22 protein-coding genes and 3 pseudogenes are annotated in these 20,740 nt (G+C 30.6%); 19 read left to right on the top strand and 6 right to left on the bottom strand.

Features of this window, described 5'->3' with window-relative positions; all coding sequences use genetic code 11:
• Positions 1 to 24 precede the first annotated feature (24 nt).
• Positions 25 to 693: a hypothetical protein gene (locus ACZ1HD_RS16430; RefSeq protein ID WP_472688060.1), complete on the bottom strand. Its 669-nt coding sequence runs from the start codon at positions 691 to 693 to the stop codon at positions 25 to 27.
• Positions 694 to 1,281: 588 nt separating this feature from the next.
• On the opposite strand from ACZ1HD_RS16430, the gene ACZ1HD_RS16425 reads away from it, so the two are divergent.
• Positions 1,282 to 2,742, top strand: a complete 1,461-nt coding sequence (locus tag ACZ1HD_RS16425; RefSeq protein ID WP_472688059.1) for a sulfatase family protein — start codon at positions 1,282 to 1,284, stop codon at positions 2,740 to 2,742.
• A gap of 91 nt (positions 2,743 to 2,833) precedes the next feature.
• On the opposite strand, the pseudogene ACZ1HD_RS16420 reads toward ACZ1HD_RS16425, so the two are convergent.
• The 5 genes and pseudogenes from ACZ1HD_RS16420 to ACZ1HD_RS16400 form a co-directional block, all read right to left on the bottom strand.
• Positions 2,834 to 3,370, bottom strand: a pseudogene (locus ACZ1HD_RS16420) (MFS transporter).
• A gap of 44 nt (positions 3,371 to 3,414) precedes the next feature.
• Complete coding sequence (locus tag ACZ1HD_RS16415; RefSeq protein WP_472688058.1) at positions 3,415 to 3,555, bottom strand: hypothetical protein; 141 nt, start codon at positions 3,553 to 3,555, stop codon at positions 3,415 to 3,417.
• Complete coding sequence (locus tag ACZ1HD_RS16410; RefSeq protein WP_472688057.1) at positions 3,512 to 4,096, bottom strand: MFS transporter; 585 nt, start codon at positions 4,094 to 4,096, stop codon at positions 3,512 to 3,514. The genes ACZ1HD_RS16415 and ACZ1HD_RS16410 overlap by 44 nt, the downstream gene beginning before the upstream one ends.
• A gap of 135 nt (positions 4,097 to 4,231) precedes the next feature.
• A pseudogene (gene xylA / locus ACZ1HD_RS16405) lies at positions 4,232 to 5,545 on the bottom strand (xylose isomerase).
• 134 nt (positions 5,546 to 5,679) lie between these two features.
• Positions 5,680 to 7,167, bottom strand: coding sequence for a xylulokinase (locus tag ACZ1HD_RS16400; protein WP_472688056.1), 1,488 nt, complete (start codon positions 7,165 to 7,167; stop codon positions 5,680 to 5,682).
• Positions 7,168 to 7,347: 180 nt separating this feature from the next.
• On the opposite strand from ACZ1HD_RS16400, the gene ACZ1HD_RS16395 reads away from it, so the two are divergent.
• The 18 genes and pseudogenes from ACZ1HD_RS16395 (at position 7,348) to ACZ1HD_RS16310 (ending at position 20,683) form a co-directional block, all read left to right on the top strand.
• Entirely contained in the window at positions 7,348 to 7,791 is a 444-nt protein-coding gene (locus ACZ1HD_RS16395; protein WP_472688055.1) for a hypothetical protein, read from the top strand.
• On the top strand, positions 7,754 to 8,113 hold the full coding sequence (locus ACZ1HD_RS16390; RefSeq protein WP_472688054.1) for a cellulase family glycosylhydrolase: 360 nt from the start codon (positions 7,754 to 7,756) through the stop codon (positions 8,111 to 8,113). The genes ACZ1HD_RS16395 and ACZ1HD_RS16390 overlap by 38 nt, the downstream gene beginning before the upstream one ends.
• On the top strand, positions 8,080 to 8,739 hold the full coding sequence (locus tag ACZ1HD_RS16385) for a hypothetical protein (RefSeq protein ID WP_472688053.1): 660 nt from the start codon (positions 8,080 to 8,082) through the stop codon (positions 8,737 to 8,739). The genes ACZ1HD_RS16390 and ACZ1HD_RS16385 overlap by 34 nt, the downstream gene beginning before the upstream one ends.
• Positions 8,740 to 8,778: 39 nt before the next feature.
• The gene (locus ACZ1HD_RS16380; protein WP_472689384.1) at positions 8,779 to 10,140 is read left to right on the top strand and encodes a glycoside hydrolase family 2 protein; all 1,362 of its coding nucleotides are present in this window, start codon (positions 8,779 to 8,781) and stop codon (positions 10,138 to 10,140) included.
• A gap of 2 nt (positions 10,141 to 10,142) precedes the next feature.
• Positions 10,143 to 10,574: a glycoside hydrolase family 2 TIM barrel-domain containing protein gene (locus ACZ1HD_RS16375; protein WP_472689383.1), complete on the top strand. Its 432-nt coding sequence runs from the start codon at positions 10,143 to 10,145 to the stop codon at positions 10,572 to 10,574.
• The gene (locus ACZ1HD_RS16370; RefSeq protein ID WP_472688052.1) at positions 10,540 to 11,355 is read left to right on the top strand and encodes a DUF4982 domain-containing protein; all 816 of its coding nucleotides are present in this window, start codon (positions 10,540 to 10,542) and stop codon (positions 11,353 to 11,355) included. Before ACZ1HD_RS16375 ends, ACZ1HD_RS16370 begins: the two co-directional genes overlap by 35 nt.
• 249 nt (positions 11,356 to 11,604) lie before the next feature.
• A complete protein-coding gene (locus tag ACZ1HD_RS16365; RefSeq protein WP_472688051.1) occupies positions 11,605 to 12,609 on the top strand; it encodes a T9SS type A sorting domain-containing protein in 1,005 nt (334 codons plus the stop codon).
• A 163-nt stretch (positions 12,610 to 12,772) separates the two neighbouring features.
• Entirely contained in the window at positions 12,773 to 13,051 is a 279-nt protein-coding gene (locus ACZ1HD_RS16360; RefSeq protein WP_472688050.1) for an L-rhamnose mutarotase, read from the top strand.
• Positions 13,052 to 13,156: 105 nt separating this feature from the next.
• A complete protein-coding gene (locus ACZ1HD_RS16355; RefSeq protein WP_472688049.1) occupies positions 13,157 to 13,714 on the top strand; it encodes a glycoside hydrolase family 78 protein in 558 nt (185 codons plus the stop codon).
• Between the two features lie 11 nt (positions 13,715 to 13,725).
• Positions 13,726 to 13,920 (top strand): alpha-L-rhamnosidase N-terminal domain-containing protein, encoded by a 195-nt coding sequence (locus tag ACZ1HD_RS16350; protein WP_472688048.1) that lies wholly within the window; start codon positions 13,726 to 13,728, stop codon positions 13,918 to 13,920.
• Between the two features lie 5 nt (positions 13,921 to 13,925).
• Positions 13,926 to 14,396, top strand: a complete 471-nt coding sequence (locus ACZ1HD_RS16345) for a family 78 glycoside hydrolase catalytic domain (RefSeq protein ID WP_472688047.1) — start codon at positions 13,926 to 13,928, stop codon at positions 14,394 to 14,396.
• Positions 14,347 to 15,939 (top strand): family 78 glycoside hydrolase catalytic domain, encoded by a 1,593-nt coding sequence (locus tag ACZ1HD_RS16340; RefSeq protein WP_472688046.1) that lies wholly within the window; start codon positions 14,347 to 14,349, stop codon positions 15,937 to 15,939. The genes ACZ1HD_RS16345 and ACZ1HD_RS16340 overlap by 50 nt, the downstream gene beginning before the upstream one ends.
• A 57-nt stretch (positions 15,940 to 15,996) precedes the next feature.
• On the top strand, positions 15,997 to 17,247 hold the full coding sequence (locus ACZ1HD_RS16335) for a sulfatase family protein (RefSeq protein ID WP_472688045.1): 1,251 nt from the start codon (positions 15,997 to 15,999) through the stop codon (positions 17,245 to 17,247).
• 21 nt (positions 17,248 to 17,268) lie between these two features.
• Entirely contained in the window at positions 17,269 to 17,439 is a 171-nt protein-coding gene (locus ACZ1HD_RS16330; RefSeq protein WP_472688044.1) for a hypothetical protein, read from the top strand.
• A gap of 78 nt (positions 17,440 to 17,517) precedes the next feature.
• A pseudogene (locus ACZ1HD_RS16325) lies at positions 17,518 to 18,656 on the top strand (sulfatase).
• Entirely contained in the window at positions 18,656 to 18,805 is a 150-nt protein-coding gene (locus tag ACZ1HD_RS16320) for a hypothetical protein (protein WP_472688043.1), read from the top strand. Before ACZ1HD_RS16325 ends, ACZ1HD_RS16320 begins: the two are co-directional and overlap by 1 nt.
• A gap of 213 nt (positions 18,806 to 19,018) precedes the next feature.
• Positions 19,019 to 20,059, top strand: coding sequence for a GntR family transcriptional regulator (locus ACZ1HD_RS16315; RefSeq protein ID WP_079737594.1), 1,041 nt, complete (start codon positions 19,019 to 19,021; stop codon positions 20,057 to 20,059).
• Positions 20,060 to 20,194: 135 nt separating this feature from the next.
• Complete coding sequence (locus ACZ1HD_RS16310; RefSeq protein WP_472688042.1) at positions 20,195 to 20,683, top strand: ligand-binding sensor domain-containing protein; 489 nt, start codon at positions 20,195 to 20,197, stop codon at positions 20,681 to 20,683.
• Positions 20,684 to 20,740: the final 57 nt, after the last annotated feature.

Here is a 20,740-nt window from a genome sequence, read left to right as displayed (position 1 = left end):
GTTCATGTTTTTTTGCAATAAAATCTAATAATATTTTTTTACATCATCAACAGTTCCTTGTTTTAGACCATTGTTTTTGTTGGCTCCAGTAATCCAATATAAAATCATTCCAGCATCAGAGCAATCCCATTTTCCTTTTTGAAATCGAACAACATCATCTACTTCTGCCAATTTACCAAGTGTCCAAATTAATTGAATACGCGAATCAGAATGGTTTTTAGCCCAATTCCATTGTGCAATAGGTACTTTTAATTTTATATTTTGATCAGGAATTCTTACTTCTTCTATTCCAAAATCTAAAATTTGTTGCCATGTATAAAAATCACCAGCATTATCATTTGCAGGATGATGCGTAATTACTTTTACAAATTTGTGTTTTTCTTTAGGTGTTTTTTGCAAAGCAAGTCCTATAATATCTGGTTCGCCAGCTTCAATAATCCATAAAGGATCATTTTTTGTAGACGCATTTATTGCCCATGCTAAATCGTTAATAGTTTCTTGTTTTTGCCAAATAGCATCAAAAAAGGTTAAGTGTTCAAAACCTGTCCAACGTCTTGCTGTCATATCACAAGCTATTTGCATTAAATGATGACGTTCTTTTTCTGCTTTTTCAGAAATACGATCATCCCTAACCAAATCACAACTATGAGAATAATGTACCAATCTATCTTCTAAACCAGCAGATTTTAACAAAGCAATTGTTATGGCGGTTCCACCTAAGTCATCAGGATCAGGAGAATTTCCATCAGCAACAATAGCAATTCTTCCTTTTGGAGGATTGATGGTTTGTGCTGTAATTTGATAGAAAGAAAATAATATTGAAAATGTAATTAAAACATTTTTTTCATCGTATTGTTTATTTAGATGTTTAAAAATAATATCATCTTATTATATAAATACCCTGTAGTATCCTGTCATAGAAGATGTTTCTACAAATAATAACTTAACAATCGGTACACTACAAGATACATAAGAATTACTTAATAACTAATTTGCAAAAGAACATAATACAATAAACCTATAGAATATGAAACAATATATTTTTTTAATTCTAATTACAGTTTTCTTTATAACTAGTTGTAAACAAGAAAAACTTGCAAATAAACCACCCAATATTCTTTGGTTAGTAACAGAAGATATGGGGCATTATATACCATCTTTTGGAGATTCTACAATCGTTACTCCGCACTTAAGTAAATTAGCTAAAGAAGGTGTAGTTTATCCGAATTTACATTCAACTTCGGTGTTTGTGCACCTAGTAGAGCTGCAATTGCAACAGGTATGTACCCTTCTAGTATTGGCGCAAATCATATGCGAACAACTTCTTATAATGATGTTATTGGTATTCCTAAATACGGCGCTGTTCCGCCAGCAGAAGTAAAAATGATAAGCGAACTACTTCGTAAACAAGGCTATTATTGTTCTAATAATTACAAAACAGATTACCAATTTAAACCACCAGTTACAGCTTGGGATGAAAGTAGTCCTTACGCACATTGGAGAAATAGAGGCAAAAATCAACCGTTTTTTGCAGTGTTTAATTTTACTGAAACTCACGAATCTGGTTTGTTTGAACCTTATGGTTTTAGAGAAATAGAAACTAGACATTATTATGCGGGTGATAGAACTTATAAATGGAAAGGTTTTGGAAAATCGCATGCTAAAAACAGAATGACAGAGGCTGAAACTCCTGTGCATGTATCAAAAAATACTAAATTTAAAATACCACCTTATTTGCAAGACAATGAAGTTTCTCAAAGAGATTTATGGAAATTGTACAATAATATTGCAGAAATGGACAAACAAGTTGGTGCTGTTTTAAAACAATTAGAAGAAGATGGATTATTAGACAATACGATTATTTTCTTTTATGGAGACCATGGCGGACCAATGCCAAGAGAAAAAAGACTGATTTACGATTACGGTTTAAAAACACCAATGATTATTCGTTTTCCTGATAAAAAAAATGCAGGAATCAAAGATGGACAATTGTTAAGTTTTGTAGATTTTGCACCTACTTTACTTTCTTTAACAAACCAAGAGCCAAAAGAATACATGCAAGGACAAGCATTTTTGGGAGATTTTAAAGCAAAAGAACGAAATTATATTCATGCAGCTGCAGATCGTTTTGATGGTTTTACTGATGCAATTAGAGCGGTAAAAGACAAGCAATTTAAATATATAAGAAATTACAGGCGAGAGCAAGCGTATTATCTTCCTATTACTTACAGAGAAAAAATACCAACAATGGAAAACCTGTTAATCTTAAAAAATGAAGGTAAATTAAATGAATTTCAAATGCAATGGTTTAGAGAATCTAAACCCAAAGAAGAGTTATTTGATTGTTTAAATGACCCTTTTGAGCTGAACAATTTAGCAGAGAATCCAAAATACCAAGAAAAACTGACAGAGCTATCTAATGAAATGGACAGATGGTTATTAGAAATTAAAGACATCCCAAACTTACCGGAAAAAGAATTGGTAACTAAACTATGGAATGGTAAAAAAACAAAACCAGTTACTGAGGATCCAGTTGTTCAGTTTGAAAATAATAAAGTAAAAATTAGTTGCGATACAGAAGGAGCATCAATAGGTTATAAAACAAACCCAAAAGAGAAGAGTTGGAGTGTATATTCTAAGCCTTTTAGTATAGAATCTAAAGAAAATTTATTAGTGAAAGCCCATAGAATTGGTTATGTGCCTAGTAAATCTATTCAAGTTAACATTGCAGATTTAAAATAAATAAGAGCAATTAAAAAGAACTGTTGTGCATTTATAGAATTTATTAAATGCACAACAGTTTTTTTATTTTTCCAAATACTTTCCATTTCTTCTAACGTTTTTCCTTTAGTTTCGGAATATATTTCCAAACAAACCACATGGCTATTAAAGACATAACGCCATATACCCAATATGCAAAACCGTGATTAAATTGCTCTGTAAGTGCAGTATTATCATTCATCATAGGAAATGTAAGTGAAACTAAATAATTAGATACCCATTGCGCTGCAACAGCAATTGCCATTGCTTTTCCTCTAATTTTATTTGGAAATATTTCTGATAAAAGCACCCAAGTAACTGGACCCCAACTAAGTGCAAAACTAGCAACATATAACATCATACATCCAAGCGCTAAATAACCTGTTGCGCCAGAGAAAAATACAAATCCTAGAGCTAACATAGCTACTGCCATACCAAAAGCACCAATTAACATTAATGGTTTTCTACCTTTTTTATCTACCGTTTTTACTGCGATAATTGTAAATAAGAAGTTTACAATTCCTACAATTATGGTAAGTAATAAGGCCCCATCAGTATCTGGGTCTATAGATTTAAAAATTTACGGGGCATAATATAACACTACATTAATTCCTACAAATTGTTGAAAAACTGAAAGAAGAACACCTATTATAATTACAGCCCAACCATAAGATAATAGTTTTCCGAAGTTTCTGTAACAGAGTTTTCTATTTCAGATAGCACTCTTTTACCTTCTTGTTTTCCATTAACTTTAATTAAAACATCTAAAGCTTCTTCTGGTTTGTTTTTTAACATTAAAGAACGAGGTGTATGCTGGTACGAAGAATAATAACCCTAAAAACAATCCTGCAGGTATCACTTCTGATGCAAACATCCATCTCCAACCAACTTCATTTAACCAGGCATCAGAACCACCACCTCTAGAAATAAAGTAGTTTACAAAATAAACCACCATAAAACCACCAACAATGGCAAGTTGATTAAAAGATACCAATCTTCCTCTACTATTTGCAGGTGCAATTTCTGCAATGTATAAAGGAGATAACATAGAAGCTAAACCAACACCAATACCACCTATAATTCTGTACATAATAAATATGGTAGAAAACGTATGGTCTAACTCACCAATAGGTGCTATTAACATTTCTGGCATAGCAGAACCTAATGCTGAAATTAGGAAAAGAACTGCAACAAGAATCAACCCCTTTTTACGCCCTAATTTCTTGCTAATAAGTCCACCAAATAGTCCGCCAATTATACAACCTATTAATGCACTAGCTACTAAAAAACCTTTAAAAGCATTGGCAGCAGCTTCAGGCAATCCTTTAGGAGTCACAAAAAAGGTTTCTAAAGAACCTACGGTTCCGAAATAACACCAGTGTCGTATCCAAATAAAAGACCTCCTAAGGTTGCAACTAAAGTTAATTTTAATAAGTATTTAGAATTATTTGATGAACTCATAGTTTACATTTTAGATATATTGATTGATAATATTCTCGAAAAGTTCTTGTTTACCGCTTGTTAAAGGAAGTTCTCCATTTTCTTGGGCAATTTTATACAAGTCTTTTAATTCTAATTTACCGGCTTCAAAAGCAGCACCATTTCCGAGTCAAAAGAACTGTATCTTTTTCTCTTAAAGAATTGTAAGCAGAAGAAGTCATAATTTTATCAGCAGTAATTAAGGCTCTTGCAAACGTGTCTGCTCCACCAATATGTGCTAAAAAAACATCTTCTAAATCTGTAGAATTTCTTCTGATTTTTGCATCAAAATTAACACCACCACCTTGTAAACCACCAGCTTCTAAGAAAACTAACATAGCTTCTGTAGTTTCTTGTATATTGTTTGGAAATTGATCTGTATCCCAACCATTTTGGTAATCTCCTCTGTTGGCATCTATACTACCTAACATGCCTGCTTTGGCAGCAACTGCTAACTCATGTTGCATTGTATGCTGAGCTAAAGTTGCGTGATTTACCTCAATATTCATTTTAAAATCTTTGTCTAAACCATATTCTTTTAAGAATCCAATAGCGGTAGCAGAATCAAAGTCGTATTGATGCTTCATTGGTTCCATAGGTTTTGGTTCTATAAAGAAAGTACCTTTAAAACCTTGCGCTCTTGCATAATCTTTTGCCATGGTTAAAAACTGCGCCATATGATCTAATTCACGACCCATATCTGTGTTTAACAAAGACATATATCCTTCTCTTCCTCCCCAAAAAACGTAGTTCTCACCACCTAATTTAATCGTTGCATCTAAAGCCAATTTTACTTGTCCGCCAGCTCTTGCAACAACATTAAAATCAGGATTTGTAGAAGCACCGTTCATGTATCTTGGATTTGAGAAACAATTAGCTGTTCCCCATAATAATTTTACACCACTTGCTGCTTGCTTTTCTTTGATGTAATCTGTTATTGTATGTAATCTAGCTTCAGATTCGGCAAACGTTGCGCCTTCTTGAACTAAATCGTAATCATGAAAACAAAAATATTCAAAGCCCATTTTATGAATAAATTCGAAAGCAGCATCTGCTTTGTCTTTAGCTGCTTGTATTGGGTCTGAAGCTTTGTCCCACTCAAAACTTTGTGTACCTGGGCCAAAAGGATCTGAACCTTGACCACAGAAGGTGTGCCAATAAGCAATTGAAAACTTGAACCAATCTTTCATTTTTTTACCAGCAACAACTTGTTCGGATTGTAGTATTTAAATGCTAATGGATTGTCTGATTCTTTACCTTCGAATTGAATTTTATCAATTCCTTTAAAATATTCTTTATTTGCCATTTTGATAAATGTTTAATTGTGTTTTTGTTATCTGTACTAATTTTGCGTTAGGGATTGCAGTGGAAATCCTTTTTTGAGGAACGAATAAAAAGATTGAAACGTAAAGCCCGACCTTTTTAGGGAACGCCCAAATGTTATGTATTTAAAATTAATTCTAGTTCTTTTTTCCAGTTTTGATACGCCTCTTTAAAAGCTTGTTTTTCTTTATTGGGTGTAAATGTCATTACATAATCATTATTCATGATTGTTTTGCTAAAAGAAGCAAAATCGCCAGTATGTAAATTGGCTGCTCTTGCTGCACCAATGGCACCTGTTGTATTGTAAATTTCTATTTCTTGATCAATTAATGTAGCAACCGTATTTGCAAAAATTTCTGAACGAAAAAGGTTGTCGTTTCCTGCTCTAATTACCTTTGGTTTGATGCCGTCTGAAGTTAAAATTTCCATGCCGTATACAAATGAAAACGCAATTCCTTCTAAAGCAGCTCTACATAAATGGCCTTTATGATGATTGTTTAGATTTAAATTTAATACACGAGTACCAATTTCTTTGTTGTTTAACATACGTTCTGCTCCGTTACCAAAAGGAATTAAGCAAACTCCATCTGAGCCAACCTCAATTTTTGAAGCCAATTTATTCATGTCTTCGTAAGAAGAAACATCTAAATTATTTAACAACCATCTGTATTGAATTCCTGCTCCGTTTATACAAAGTAATTTTCCTATTCTTGCTGCAGCTCCTTTTTGATAATTTACATGCGCAAAATTATTTACTCGATTACTTTCTTTGACAGACAAACTATCTGTAACAGCATAAAAAACACCGGAAGTTCCACCAGTTGCTGCTACTTCACCAGGATGAAATACGTTTAAAGATAGCGCATTATTAGGTTGATCTCCTGCTCTGTAATAAATTGGAGTTCCTATTTCTAAACCACTTTGTTCTGCTCCTTTTTGATCAACCACAGATTGCATACCAAAACTTTCTACAATATCTGGCACTAAAGAAGCGTCTAAACCATAATGCTCTAGCAGAAAATCTGCAATTTTATCATTTTTAAAATCCCAAAAAATGCCTTCTGATAATCCTGAAATCGTTGTATTTATTTTGTTAGAAAATTTATAAGCAATAAAATCTCCTGGTAACATAAATTTATAAATTTGATTGTAAATATCAGGTTCGTTTTCTTTTACCCATTTAAGTTTAGAAGCTGTAAAATTTGCAGGAGAGTTTAATAATTGCGTAGCACATTTTTCTTCTCCAATTTGTTTGAAAGCATTTTTACCAGTTGCTACAGCTCTACTATCGCACCAAATGATACTTTTACGCAAAGGTTCTCCTTGTTTATCTACCAAAACCAAACCATGCATTTGGTAAGAAATACCAATACCTTTAATTTGGGTTTTATTAATGTTATATTGTTTTCTTAAAGATTGTATTGCGTTGCAAACATGCAACCACCAATCTTTTGGTTCTTGTTCTGCCCAACCATTTTTTTGAGCAAACATGCTCATTTCCTCTTTCGGTTCTTGAACTACCCCAATACTTTTACCGGAGTTAATTTCTACTAAAGCTGCTTTTATCGAAGAACTTCCGATGTCTAATCCTAAATGGTAATTCATTTTTTTTATGTATTAGCAATTTTAATTTTTTTAAGGCAACTTTTATCCTGCACTGTCATGATAATTTTAACTGATTGAAATAATATTTATATATAGTTATTAATTATTCTAAAAGTCGGTAGTGTACAGGATGCAATAAATATTTAGACACTTTACTTTTAAGAAAAAATAGTATTTCAAATGAAAAAAAGTCTTTTTATAATAACCTTACTGATTTTTAGTATTACGAGTTCTTCTCAAATTAAACATGGCTTAAGAGACAAACAAGGTAGGCACATTGTACCTAGAGGTTTTGTTATAAATACTAATGACCATAAAGGAGAAGTTTTTAATAATGATGATTATGCAAGACAAGTTAGAATGGGTGCAAATCATCAGGTTATTCGTTTAGAACTTGGTAAAGTAAGCGAGTTTCCTGGAGGAAAAGTAGCACCAAAATATCTACAAAAATTAGATTCTTTAGTTGCTTTAGGTAAAAACCACGATATAAAAACTATTTTTAAAATGACGGTTTATGGCGTAGATAAATTTGTTTGGGAAGAATTTTGGGAAAATAAAAATGATTATCAATACAAAACTTATATAAATGCTTGGAAAGTTATCTCGGAAACGATTTGCGAATGAGCCTTATGTTTTAGGATATGATATTGTAAATGAGCCTAGAAAACTTAAAATGAACATTTCTTACAAAGATTTAACAGATAAATATTTAATTCCTTTATATCAAAGAATTATTGATGCAAGTCAAAAAATAAATCCAAATAAGAAGATTTTATTTCAGTCTATTTTTATGAATAAAGGTGAAAAAATAGATAATAACCAATATGCAGAAATCAGTTCTCCTTTAAATAGAGAAAATATCATTTTTGCGCCTCATATTTATCAAAACAACATAGATTTTATTAAAAAAATATGGATCGTTTTGATAAAGAATCGGCAATGTTAAAAGCACCAATTTTGATAGGTGAATGGGGTTTTCCAACATTTGCAAGAACAGATACTACTTTGGTTGGAAATTGGGGGCAATTAAAATACAAAGAAATGTATATTAAAACTGCAGAGGTTTTTGATAAAATGGGTGTAGGCTCTATTAAAGCTTGGTTTTTAGGTAACAGAACTATGCAAAATTTTCTTAAACCAGGCCCATCAACATGGTCTATATTTAGCGATAAAACAGACGCAGGTACGGTAGAACGTAAATATATTACAGATGTAATTTCAAGGCCTTTTCCGCAAGCAATTGCAGGTAATATTCAGTCGTTTTTATACAATTTTGCTAAAAGAGAATTAACCTTAAATATTATATCAGATAATAGTAAAGGTGCTTCAAAGATTTTTATTGGAGCCAACAGGCATTATCCGGATGGTTTTTCAATCATTATTAATAACGATTTTATAATGTATTATAATCCGCTTAAAAATGTTGGTTTAGAAGTTTATAAAACAACTAAAAATTCTAATCCAGCGGATTTTATTTGGGATGTTAAAACACAAAAACTAATTGTCTTAAAATGGGGTAAAGACAATGCAGAATATCAGGTTAAAATAGTACCAGGACTTCGAAATTTTTAAAATTATTATGCCTTTAACAATGATCAAAAAGAATTTAATATTAATTTTTTAAGCATAGCATTTTTATCAAATGCACAAAATGTAAGACACATAGAAACCATAAACGATGCTTGGCAATTTTATAAAGGGAACATCGAAAACCCTTTTCTCGGTGATGTATCTCGTTCTTGGGAAAAAGTAACTTTACCTCACTCTTGGAATACACAAGATATTTTAGACGATGAAGATGGTTATTATAGAGGAGAAGGTTGGTACAAAAAAACAATTAAAATTCCACAGATTTACGATAACCAAAAAGTATTCTTATTGTTTGAAGCTGCTAATCAGGTTACCTCATTATTTGTAAACGGAAAAGTAGTTGAAAAAGATCATATTGGTGGTTATACCACGTTTGCAAGAGATATTACAAGAGTATTAAAAAAAGGAACAAATGAAATTGTAGTAAAAGTAGATAATTCTCATAATGATGAAATTATTCCGCAATCTGCAGATTTTTCTTTTTACGGAGGCATTTACAGAGATGTTCATTTAATTATAACCAAACAAGTACATTTCGAAGTAGCTAATTTAGGTGCAAACGCTGTATTTATTTCTACACCAAAAGTATCAGAATTATCAGCAGAAATTTCTGTGAAATCTAAAATAGTAAGGCCCAAAAAAGGAGCATATTATGTAAAGCAATCTTTATTAGATGCTCACAATAATTTGGTTAAAACTATAAAAACAAAATCTAACTTTGGTAAAGAGATAATTACTAATTTTTCTGTTGAAAAGCCAAATTTGTGGTCGCCGGAAAATCCGTATTTGTATAAAGTAATTACAGAAATTATAGATAAAAAAGGAAATATTTACGATAGAGTAGAGAATACCTTAGGGTTTAGATGGTTTAGTTTCGATGCCAATAAAGGTTTTTTTATCAACGGTAATAAAACTAAATTAATAGGCACTAATAGACATCAAGATTTCTACAAAAAAGCAAATGCTGTAAGTGATGAAATTCATAGATATGATATGAAGCTATTAAAAGAAATGGGAATTAACTTTTTAAGAATAGCACACTATCCGCAAGACCCAGCAATTATAGAAATGTGTAATAAAATGGGATTTATTACAACTGTAGAAATTCCTTTTGTTAACAAGGCTGCAGCTAATGAAACAGGAAAACAAAATAGCATTAATATGCTAAAAGAAACCATTCGTTTTAACTATAACAATCCGTCTATTGTAGCTTGGAATTTAGGAAACGAAACAACTATGAAAGCACCCGATAAACTGGGAGAAGCATATACAAAGCACTTTATAGAAACTCATAAAGTTTTATCAGAAACCATAAAAGAAGAAGATAAAACAAGGTATTCTTATACCGTTTTTTTAGAGAACCAGCTTATCAAGATAAATTAGGAATTCGATTTACAGAAATTGTAGGTTATAACAAATATTACGGTTGGTACATTGAAGAGTTAGAAGATATTGATAAAAATCTACGTAGTTTGGTAAAACGAACTTTAGCTTTAAATCCAGATAAGCCTTTAATTTTAAGTGAATATGGAGGAGGAGCAGACCCAAGATTAAGAACTTATAATCCAACTCGTTTTGATTTTAGTGTTGAATATCAATTTTTATTGCATAAGGCTTATATGAAAGCTATTTTAGAAATTCCTGAAATTGTTGGTGCAAACGTTTGGAATTATGCCGACTTTCAAGTAGAACACAGAAAAGATGCAGTACCACATATTAATAACAAAGGTTTGGTGTCTGCATCAAGAGAAAAAAGATGTATATTATTTGTATCAAGCATTATTGAAAAAAACACCATTTTTAGCAATTGCTTCTAAAGGCTGGAAAAAAAGAGCAGGAATAGAAGATAGCGAAAACTCTAAAGTAGCAACTCAACCTATCACTATAGTAGGAAATACTGATGATGTAGAGTTGATTATCAACGGAAAATCATTGGGAAAACAAAAATTTAATTTTGCTACAACCATTTTTAATGTGCCTTTCCAACAAGGACAAAATTTAATTGAAATAGTATCAGAAAAAGAAGGTAAAGTTTTTAAAGATTTTGCTAATATCGATTTTACACTTCAGCCTAAAAACTTAAAAAGTAAAACCAATCCTTTTAAAGAAATTGCTATAAACGTAGGTTCTTACTGTTATTTTATAGAAACCGATAATGTAAATTATCTATGGATGCCAGATCAAGCGTATACAAAAGGAAGTTTTGGATATCTTGGTGGAGATTTTTTAAGAACCAAAACAAAACGAAGAAATAATATTGGGGTAGATGTTAGTGTAAAAGGAACAGAGAATGATCCTGTTTTTCAAACCCAAGTAGTTGGTTTAGAATCTTATAAATTTGATGTGCCAAAAGGAACTTATGAGTTGTCTTTATCTATGGCAGAATTAAAGTCAAGAAAAGAAAACAGTATGGATATTTTTGTAAATGATAAAAAAGTTTGGGAAAACTTAAACCTTAAAAAACAATATGGTAAAGATAGAGGTGTTACCAAACGTTTTTTAATTTCTGTTGATAATAACGACGGTATTACTATAAGTTTTAAAGCATTAAAAGGACAAACTAGATTATGCGGAATTAAACTTAGAAAAGTAAATTAGATTTTTTTAATTAATTCTTTAAAAAAAATAAAAAACCATCACTGTCGAGTATAAAAACGAATAAAATAGCCAATATACCTAAGCTTTTTAGGCTATAAGCGTTTTTTTAATATTGAAAATAAATATGTGAAATGTACTGTTATATGATTTAAAATTAGAAGTTTAAAAACTATAAAGCAGTATAGAGCAGGATACTATGCATAACATTTGTTTTTATTTTTAGATAATAATTAACTAAAATATTTACTTATGAAAACAAAATTACACAAATCATTATTTATTGCAGCATTAGCTCTTTTTGGGGTTCAAGCATCAAATGCACAATACAAAGGTTATCCATGGGGAGGCTCTGCACCAGTAATAAGCGGTACGTTAGGAGCTACAACAAAAATTCAAATGGAAAATTTTGATGCAACAAATGTAGATGGATCAGATGATGGTGCTAATTTTTCTGATAATGCATACCTTCCAGGTGATTTAAGTGAAGGTACTTATAGAGATAAAACTGCAGATCAATTAGGATTATTATGGGATCCAGAAGGAGGAGATGAAGGAACAGGAGGTTATGGTGCTGCAAATGAAGAGTACAGATCTGGTTCTGAGGCAGATATTTATCAACATCCTTATACAAACGGAGATTTAGGTTGGAATATCGGAAGTACTCAAGGTCAAGAATTTTTAATGTATACTATTAACTTTGAAAAAACTGGTAATTATAATATAGGAATCAATTATGCTCATGGTGGAGATAATACTTCTAAAAGAATGCAGATTTTCTTAAAAAATACTGATGATTTATCCGGTGTTGCTACAATAATGAATTTATCTTCAGATCAGGCATTACCTTCTACAGGAGGAGTTCCTAATTTTCAAGATTGGGAAGATCCAGATGCAGCAGCCGGAATTGATATTGAGGCTGGTACTTATGTTATGATTGTAAGATTTTTAGCAGCAGGACCAAACTACGATTATGTATACTTTACTACAAACTCTGTATTAAGCACAGAAACATTTGACAAACAATCTTTTTCTGTTTCTAATCCTGTAAATGATCAATTAAACATTAAAGGATTAACTTCTAAGGTTAAAGAAGTATCTGTATATTCTATTTTAGGTAACAGAGTGTTAAGAAGAAAAGTAGATACAGATAATGCAATTAACTTAAACGTTAGTTCTTTATCTAAAGGTGTTTATATTGTTGAAATTAAAGGAAACGAAGGCAGTAGATTTACACAAAAAATAATAAAGCAGTAAACTTTATTAATAGATTAGTAACTTTTAAATCATTCTATATTTTTTAAAAAATATAGAATGATTTTTTTAAATACATATGTATGCAAAGATTAGCCTTTAAAATGAAGTTAAAAAAAGGACAAAAAGAAGCTTATGTGAAACGACATAATGAAATCGGCGTGAATTGAAAAAATTATTAAAAGAAAATGGAGTAAGTGAGTACTCTATCTTTTTAGATGAAGAAACCGACACTCTTTTTGCTTTTCAAAAAAATACTGGTTTAGTTGGCTCACAGGATTTAGCAAACAATAAAATTGTAAAAAAATGGTGGGATTTTATGGCAGATATTATGGATGTAAATCCTGATAATTCCCCTGTTTCCGTACCTTTAGAAGAAGTTTTTTTATGCCGTAATAATTATTTGTTTCTTTTACCTAATATTTTTAAATTAAAAAGTAGTTGATAGATATAAAATTATTCTTCTAGTTTTATATGCCCACTACAGGATAGTTGTTTATTAAAAAAATGTCATATTGCTAATTGAATATAGTAATAAGATGATAATTTAATGATTCATAAATCTATGCAAAAGGCATTTACAATTTCGATTTTATATGTTGTTTTAATAAGTTTAATATCTTGTAAACAAAAAGAAACTTTAGAAAAAGCAAACGATTTAAAAATTTCAGAAGGTTTTGAAAATCCTTTAGGGTTTTATAATGCAATACCAACATTTTCATGGAAATTACCTGCTTTAGATAACAATAAAAGTCAATCTGCATATCAAATTGTAGTAGCTAGTAGGCCGGATTTATTACCTAATAAAGCAGATTTATGGAATTCTAAGAAGCAAAATTCTGCAAAATCTACTTGGGTTAAATATCAAGGAAAAAAGTTAAAATCGCGTCAAAAAGTTTATTGGCAAGTAAAATATTGGAACCAAGACAAAGAATCTTCTTTTTGGAGTGACATCAATCACTTCGAATTAGGTTTATTAAATAATTCTGATTGGAAAGCTAAATGGATTGGATTAGATACCAAAAAAGAAAAAATTATTGGAATCCAAAAAATATACTTCACAGACCTCAATACTTGCGTAAAAATTTTAAGATATCCAATACGATAGCATCTGCAAGATTGTACATTACCGCAAAAGGAGTTTTTGATGTTGCTTTAAACGGAAAAGATGTAAGTGATGATGTTATGCCACCGGGATATACTCCGTATAAAAAACGTATAGAAACCATTACATATGATGTAACAAATTTAATCGAATCTGGTCAAAATACTATTGGCGTAGAACTGGCAGCAGGTTGGCATTCGGACGTTTAGGATGGATGAAAAAATTTTGGTTAGATACAGAAACTCCCAAAATACTTTGTCAATTAGAGCTAACTATGAAAGATGGCTCAAAAGAAATAATACTTTCTGATGATAGTTGGAAAGCAACTACAAAAGGGCCAATTCGTTTGGCTAGTATATATGACGGTGAAACGTACGATGCTAACTTAGAAATGCCAAGTTGGACAACCAACAGCTTTATAGATAAAACTTGGCAACCTGTAAATGTATTTCCTATTTCTGATGATATTCGTTTAGAACCTAAAAGACATACCACCGTAAAATCTAAAATTAAACTTACTACAAAGCAAATATTTGAAAAAGATGGCGCTATAATTTTTGATTTAGAACAAAATATGGTAGGTGTTCCTTTGATAAAAGTACCAATGAAAAAAGGGCAAACACTTAAAATTAGATTTGCAGAAATGTTATCTCCGAGATGGAACTTTTTACACAGAAAATTATAGAGGAGCATTGTCTACAAATTACTATACAGCCAAAGAAGATGGAATTATAGAATACATGCCAAAATTTACATTTCATGGCTTTAGATATGTAGAATTAAGTGGATTTGATACTTCTAAAAATCCGTCAAAAGATTGGGTAACAGGTTTGGTACAATACTCTGATTTTGAAAAAAACGGAACTTTTATATCGTCTCATCCAAAATTAAATCAATTACAAAGCAATATTGTTTGGGGTTTAAGAGGTAACTTTTTTGATATACCTACAGATTGTCCTCAGAGAGATGAACGTATGGGTTGGACAGGAGATGCACAAGTATTTGGGCCTACCTCTATGTTTAATGCAGATGTGTATAAATTTTGGGCTAGTTGGTTACAAAGTGTAAGAGAATCTCAATTTGACAACGGTGGTATTCCTTGGGTAGTGCCGGATGTTTTATATAACAATAAAGTAAGTGCTGGTTGGGGAGATGTTTGTACAATTATTCCTTGGAAAATTTACATGAGAACTGGAGATGAAAAGATTTTAGAAGAAAATTTTGAAATGATGAAGGCTTGGGTATCTTTTCATGAATCTAAAGCTAAAAATTACATTTCAACAATGGGATTTTTTGCAGATTGGTTGCAACCGCTTCGAGAAAACGGAGATAATAGAGGAGATACTTCTAAGTCTTTAATTGGAACTGCTTTTTTTGCACACTCTGCTAATTTAACAGCAAAAACAGCAAAAGCTCTAGGTAAAACAAAAGAGTTTGAAAAATACAATACCTTGTATAAAACTGTAGCAAAATCTTTTGAAAAGAAATTTTTTGTAAACGGAAAGGTAATTAAAGTTGCAGAAACTCAAACTTCTTACTTACTAGCATTAGCTTTTGGTTTATTATCAGATCAACACAAAGAATCGGCAAAAACACATTTATTAAGAAAAATTGCAGAGGCAGATAATCATTTAAGAACAGGGTTTTTAGGTACGCCATTATTATCTGAAGTTTTAGACGCTACAGGAGAGATAGATTTGATGTATAAATTGTTGTTTAACGAAACCTATCCATCTTGGTTTTATTCTATCAATCAAGGTGCAACCACTATTTGGGAACGTTGGAATAGTTATAGCAAAGTAGATGGATTCAATCCTCAAAAAATGAATAGTTTAAATCATTATGCATATGGTGCTATTGGAGAATGGATGTACGAGCGCATTGCAGGTATAGCACCAATAGAAGCGGGTTATAAAAAAATTAGAATAGCTCCTCAACCAAGAAATCCATTAACTTCTGCATCTGCAAGTGTACAAGTACCTTTTGGTAATGTAGCTTCTTCTTGGCAAATAAAAGGTGATAAATTTCATTTAAATATTACTATTCCGCCAAATACATCAGCTAAAGTTGTGCTTCCAGCAGATACCAATAAAGACTTCCTCTTAAATGGTAGTGATTTTGTAGAAAATACAAATGTAAAATTAAAATATAAAAGTAAAGATGAGTTTGAACTACTTGTGCAACCAGGAGTTTACAAATTCACTTCAAATTTAAATAAAGATCAATAAAATGAAGCATAAATTATTTTTGAAAGTAGTTCTTGTAATTGTAATTACGTTAATAAGTTGTCAAAAAAATCTAATTCTAAATCAGAATCTGAAAATACAAAAGTACCTGTAAAAAAACCAAATATCGTCTATATTCTTACAGATCAATGGAGAGGTTCTGCTTTAGGTTATGCGGGTAACCCGGATGTTAAAACGCCTAATTTAGATGCTTTTGCTAAAGAATCTGTAAATTTTACAAATACGGTTTCTGTAACACCTGTTTGTACACCTCATAGAGCTGCTTTGTTAACGGGTAAATTTCCAACTACAACAGGTATGTTTCTAAATGATATTTATTTACCTGCAGACGAGGTTACCATGGCAGAAATTTACAAGAAAAAAGGTTATAATACTGCATATTGGGGTAAATGGCATTTAGATGGTCATGGAAGGTCTACTTATATTCCAAAAGAAAGACGTCAAGGATTTGATTTTTGGAGAGCTTTAGAGTGTTCTCATAACTACACAAAAATGCCCTATTACGATAATGAAAACACAACATTAAAACATTGGAAAAAGTATTCTCCTTTTGCAATTGCAGAAGATGCTAATAGTTATTTAGAGAAACACGCAAAAGATGAAAATCCATTTTTGGCATTAATTTCTATTGCAACTCCACATTACCCTCATGGTTCTGCACCCAAGAAATATAAAGACATGTATCCGCCAGCAAGTTTAACATTAAATCCAAATACAGCAGATAAATTTAAAGAAAGAGCACGTAAAGAATTACAAGGTTATTATGCACATGCGACAGCAACAGATGAAGCTATTGGAAATGTTATTAATAAAATAAAAGAATTAGGTTTACTAGAAAATACCATTATTGTGTTTTCTGCAGATCACGGAGAAATGATGGGAGCACATGGCGTTAAACCTTTTGTAAAACAATTGGCTTGGGACGAATCTGTTAGAGTTCCTTTCTTAATTAGATACCCAAACATTAATAATAATAAAGGTAAAGTTGTTAACGCTCCTATAACAACGCCAGATATTTTACCATCATTATTGGGGTTAACAAATATTAATATTCCAAAAGAAATTGAAGGAGAAAATTTATCAGAATTAATTAAAAATCCCAATCCAAATACTGATAGAGCTGCTTTGGTAATGAATGTTGCACCTTTTGGCGCAAATTATAAAGATGAGCCTTATCGAGGTATTAGAACAAAACAATATACTTATGCAATTACGCCTAAAGGACCAAGTATGTTTTATGATAATATCAAAGACCCTTATCAGCAAAATAATTTATTAGGAAAGCCGTAATTTGAAGAAATTGAAAAAGATTTGGATTTTAAATTACATCAAGAACTTCAAAAAATTGGAGATGAGGTTAGGCCAAGAGATTATTATATGGAAAAATGGGGTTTTAAGTTTGACGAAAGTAGAAGAGCCATTAATTGGTGGGATTGGAAAAAGGTGTTGGCACTGTTCAATCTCCAAAAAAATATAAATTAAGATGAAAAAAATATAATATTACTATGTATCACTTTTTGTTTATCAAATGTTTTTTCTCAGGAAGAGAAGCCAAATGTATTGATATTTTATGTTGATGATTTAAGAGCAGAGATAGGTTCTTATGGAAGCAAAACAGCAATAACACCAAATATAGACGAATTGGCAAAAGACGGTGTGCAATTTAATAAAGCATACGTACAACAAGCTATTTGTGCACCCTCTAGAATGAGTACATTAACAGGTTTAAGACCAGAGAATTTAGGTATTTACAGTATTTTTACGCCACTTCGTAAAGTTCATAAAGAAGTTGTTTCTATGCCTCAATTTTTTCAAAAAATGGATACAAGACAGTAAGTATTGGTAAGGTATATCATCATAGTGTAGATGATAAACAATATTGGACACATCATTTTAAAAAAGAAAACAATAGCTATGTAAAACCAGAGAATATTGCTTTAATGAAGCGCTTAAAAGCCTCTGGTACAAAACCTTTAAAAGGACCTGCTTATGAAGATGCAGATGTTGCAGATGAGGCATATAAAGACGGTAGAGCTTCTAAATATGCCATAGAAACATTAAAAAAACTAAAAGATGATAAGTTTTTAATGTTCGTAGGCCTAAGTAAGCCGCATTTACCTTTTAATGCCCCAAAAAAATATTGGGATTTATATAACAAAAACGATTTTACAATTCCGTCTAGAGAAAAGCCGGAAGGAATGTATCGTTTGGCTTTGAGTAAATGGGGAGAATTAAAAGGATATTACGGAATTCCTAAAAAAGGCGATTTAGAAGATGATCTAACAAGAACCTTAATACATGGCTACCATGCTTCTATTAGCTATATCGATGCACAAATTGGTAAAGTTATGAAAACGCTTAATGAGTTAAATCTACGTAAAAACACGGTAGTTATTTTTATGAGTGACCATGGTTATAAAATAGGTGAATACGGTGCATGGTGTAAACATTCTAATGTAGAAATAGATGTACGAGTACCATTAATTATTAGTAGAGAAACCAATTACAAGAAAAGAAAGAAAAATAAAATTTCTAATGCTTTGGTAGGAAATGTGGATATTTTTTCAACTTTAGTAGATATATGTGATTTAGAAAATGCTCCAATCACAGACGGAAAAAGTATAGTACCTGTTTTAAATAATCCTAAAAAGAAATGGGACAAGGCAGCATATAGTGTTTATGCACGAGGAAAAAAATAATGGGCGTAACAACTACAGATGGAAATTGGAGGTATACAGAATGGAGAAATTCGATAACAAATGCAATTTTAGAGGCAGAATTATACCAACATAAGAGTAGTTTATTATCTTTTGTAAACCTTTCGGAAATAAGAAATATAAAAAAGTAGAACAACGAATGAAAAAACTTTTAGAAATTCAATTTCCTAGAAATAAGCCTTTTTTACAAAATGATATACCAAGAAAAAGATAAAATTATTTCATCTAAAACCAAACTACTTATAATCAATAAGAAATAGTGTTAAAAAATTTTTGGTTACCCTAATTCAGATTTTTAGTTTACTACGGCATCATATCTTTAAGGCATATTAACTAAAGATATTATGATTGAATTTATTAAACTAGATGCTCACTCAATGCAGCCTAAGTATATGCAGATTATAGATTCTATAATCCATAATATATCTATTGGAAACGTAAAGATTGGAGATAAAATTCCTTCTATTAATACGCTAAGTAAAGAATTTTATTTATCTAGAAATACCGTAGAGAGAGCATATAGTATTTTAAAAAAACGAAAAGTTGTTGTTTCTGTTCACGGTAAAGGAACTTATATTTCTCAAGACCAAATGCTCTTAAAACCTAATGTTTTGTTTTTGGTTAACAAGTTAAGTACGTTTAAAATGAAAGTATATAACTCATTTGTAGAACAAATGGGTAGCGATTATCAAGTAGATTTACATAGTTATCATTGTGATGAATCGTTGTTTTTAGAACTTTTAAACAAACATAAATTTGCTTATAATCATTATGTGATAATGCCTCACTTTAGAAGCAAGAATTTGTTACATAGAAGTTTTACAAATAGCGTTTGTGCGGCAATTAACGAATTGCCAAAAGAAAATCTTGTGTTATTAGATAATAATGAACATAATATAAAAGGAGATTTTATAGAAGTTTACCAAGATTTTGAGAAAGATATTTTAAACGCATTAGAAAAAGGTAAAGAAAAGATTTTAAAATATAAAAAGTTAATCTTGGTGTATCCTAAATCAACTTTTTATCCATATCCTCAAAAAATCTTGTCTGGTTTTCAGAAATATTGCATCAAAAATAATTTTGATTTTGAAGTTGCAGAAGAAATTTCTAATGAAACCGAAATTGAAAAAAAGACTTTATTTATTACTATTGAAGAAAACGATTTGGTACAAATAGTAAATAAAGTTAGAAGTAATAACTATAAGTTTGGTGAAGATATAGGTGTAATTTCTTATAATGATACACCTTTAAAACAACTCTTAGGAATTACCGTAATAACAACAGATTTTGTTGAAATGGGTAAATTAGCTGCAGAAATGATTGTAGAAAAGAAAACAGAAAAGATAAAATCAACTTTTAATTTTATAGATAGAGATTCACTTTAAAATAATTACCTTAACGTTAATTAATAAATAAAAAGAAGTCTTAATTTAAGACTTCTTTTTCCTTTTCTAAAAATAACTGTAAATTAAATTCTATTTTCTACCTTCGAAAAATCAGTAATAAAAATTAAGCTTTTAATGAAAAACAAATTTCTTTTATTATTCTTAATGTTTAGTTATGTTGCTATTTTACAAGGGCAACAAAATAAATTTAATTTTAGAAATATTAATATTTCTGATGGATTGTCTAATAATACAGTTTCATCAATTGCAGAAGATCAATTTGGTCAAATATGGTTTGGTACAAGTAATGGCTTAAATAAGTATAACGGTAAAGATTTTACTGTTTATAGAAATATACCTAAAGATAAATACAGCATAAGTAATAGCGAAATCTTAGACATTCTTGTAGACAAAGAAGGATATATTTGGGTAGGTACTTTTAATGGTTTAAATAGATATAACCCTAAAGAAAATACATTTAAAAGATTTTATAAAAGACAAGGTAATAAGTACTCATTAACAAATAGCTTAATTATAAGTAGTTTAGAGATGAGTAACGGAGATATTTGGTTTGGTACTGCAAATGGTATTTCTATTTATAAAAAAACAAAAGAAGATTTGTAAGATTTTTACAAGGCAACTCTAAAATAGGGCCAAGATCTATTCATGATATTTATAATG

It is taken from the genome of Polaribacter sp. HA6-7 (genome assembly GCF_055693625.1).
Note: the sequence above shows the minus strand (reverse complement) of the source record. Positions and strands in the feature narration are given on the sequence as shown.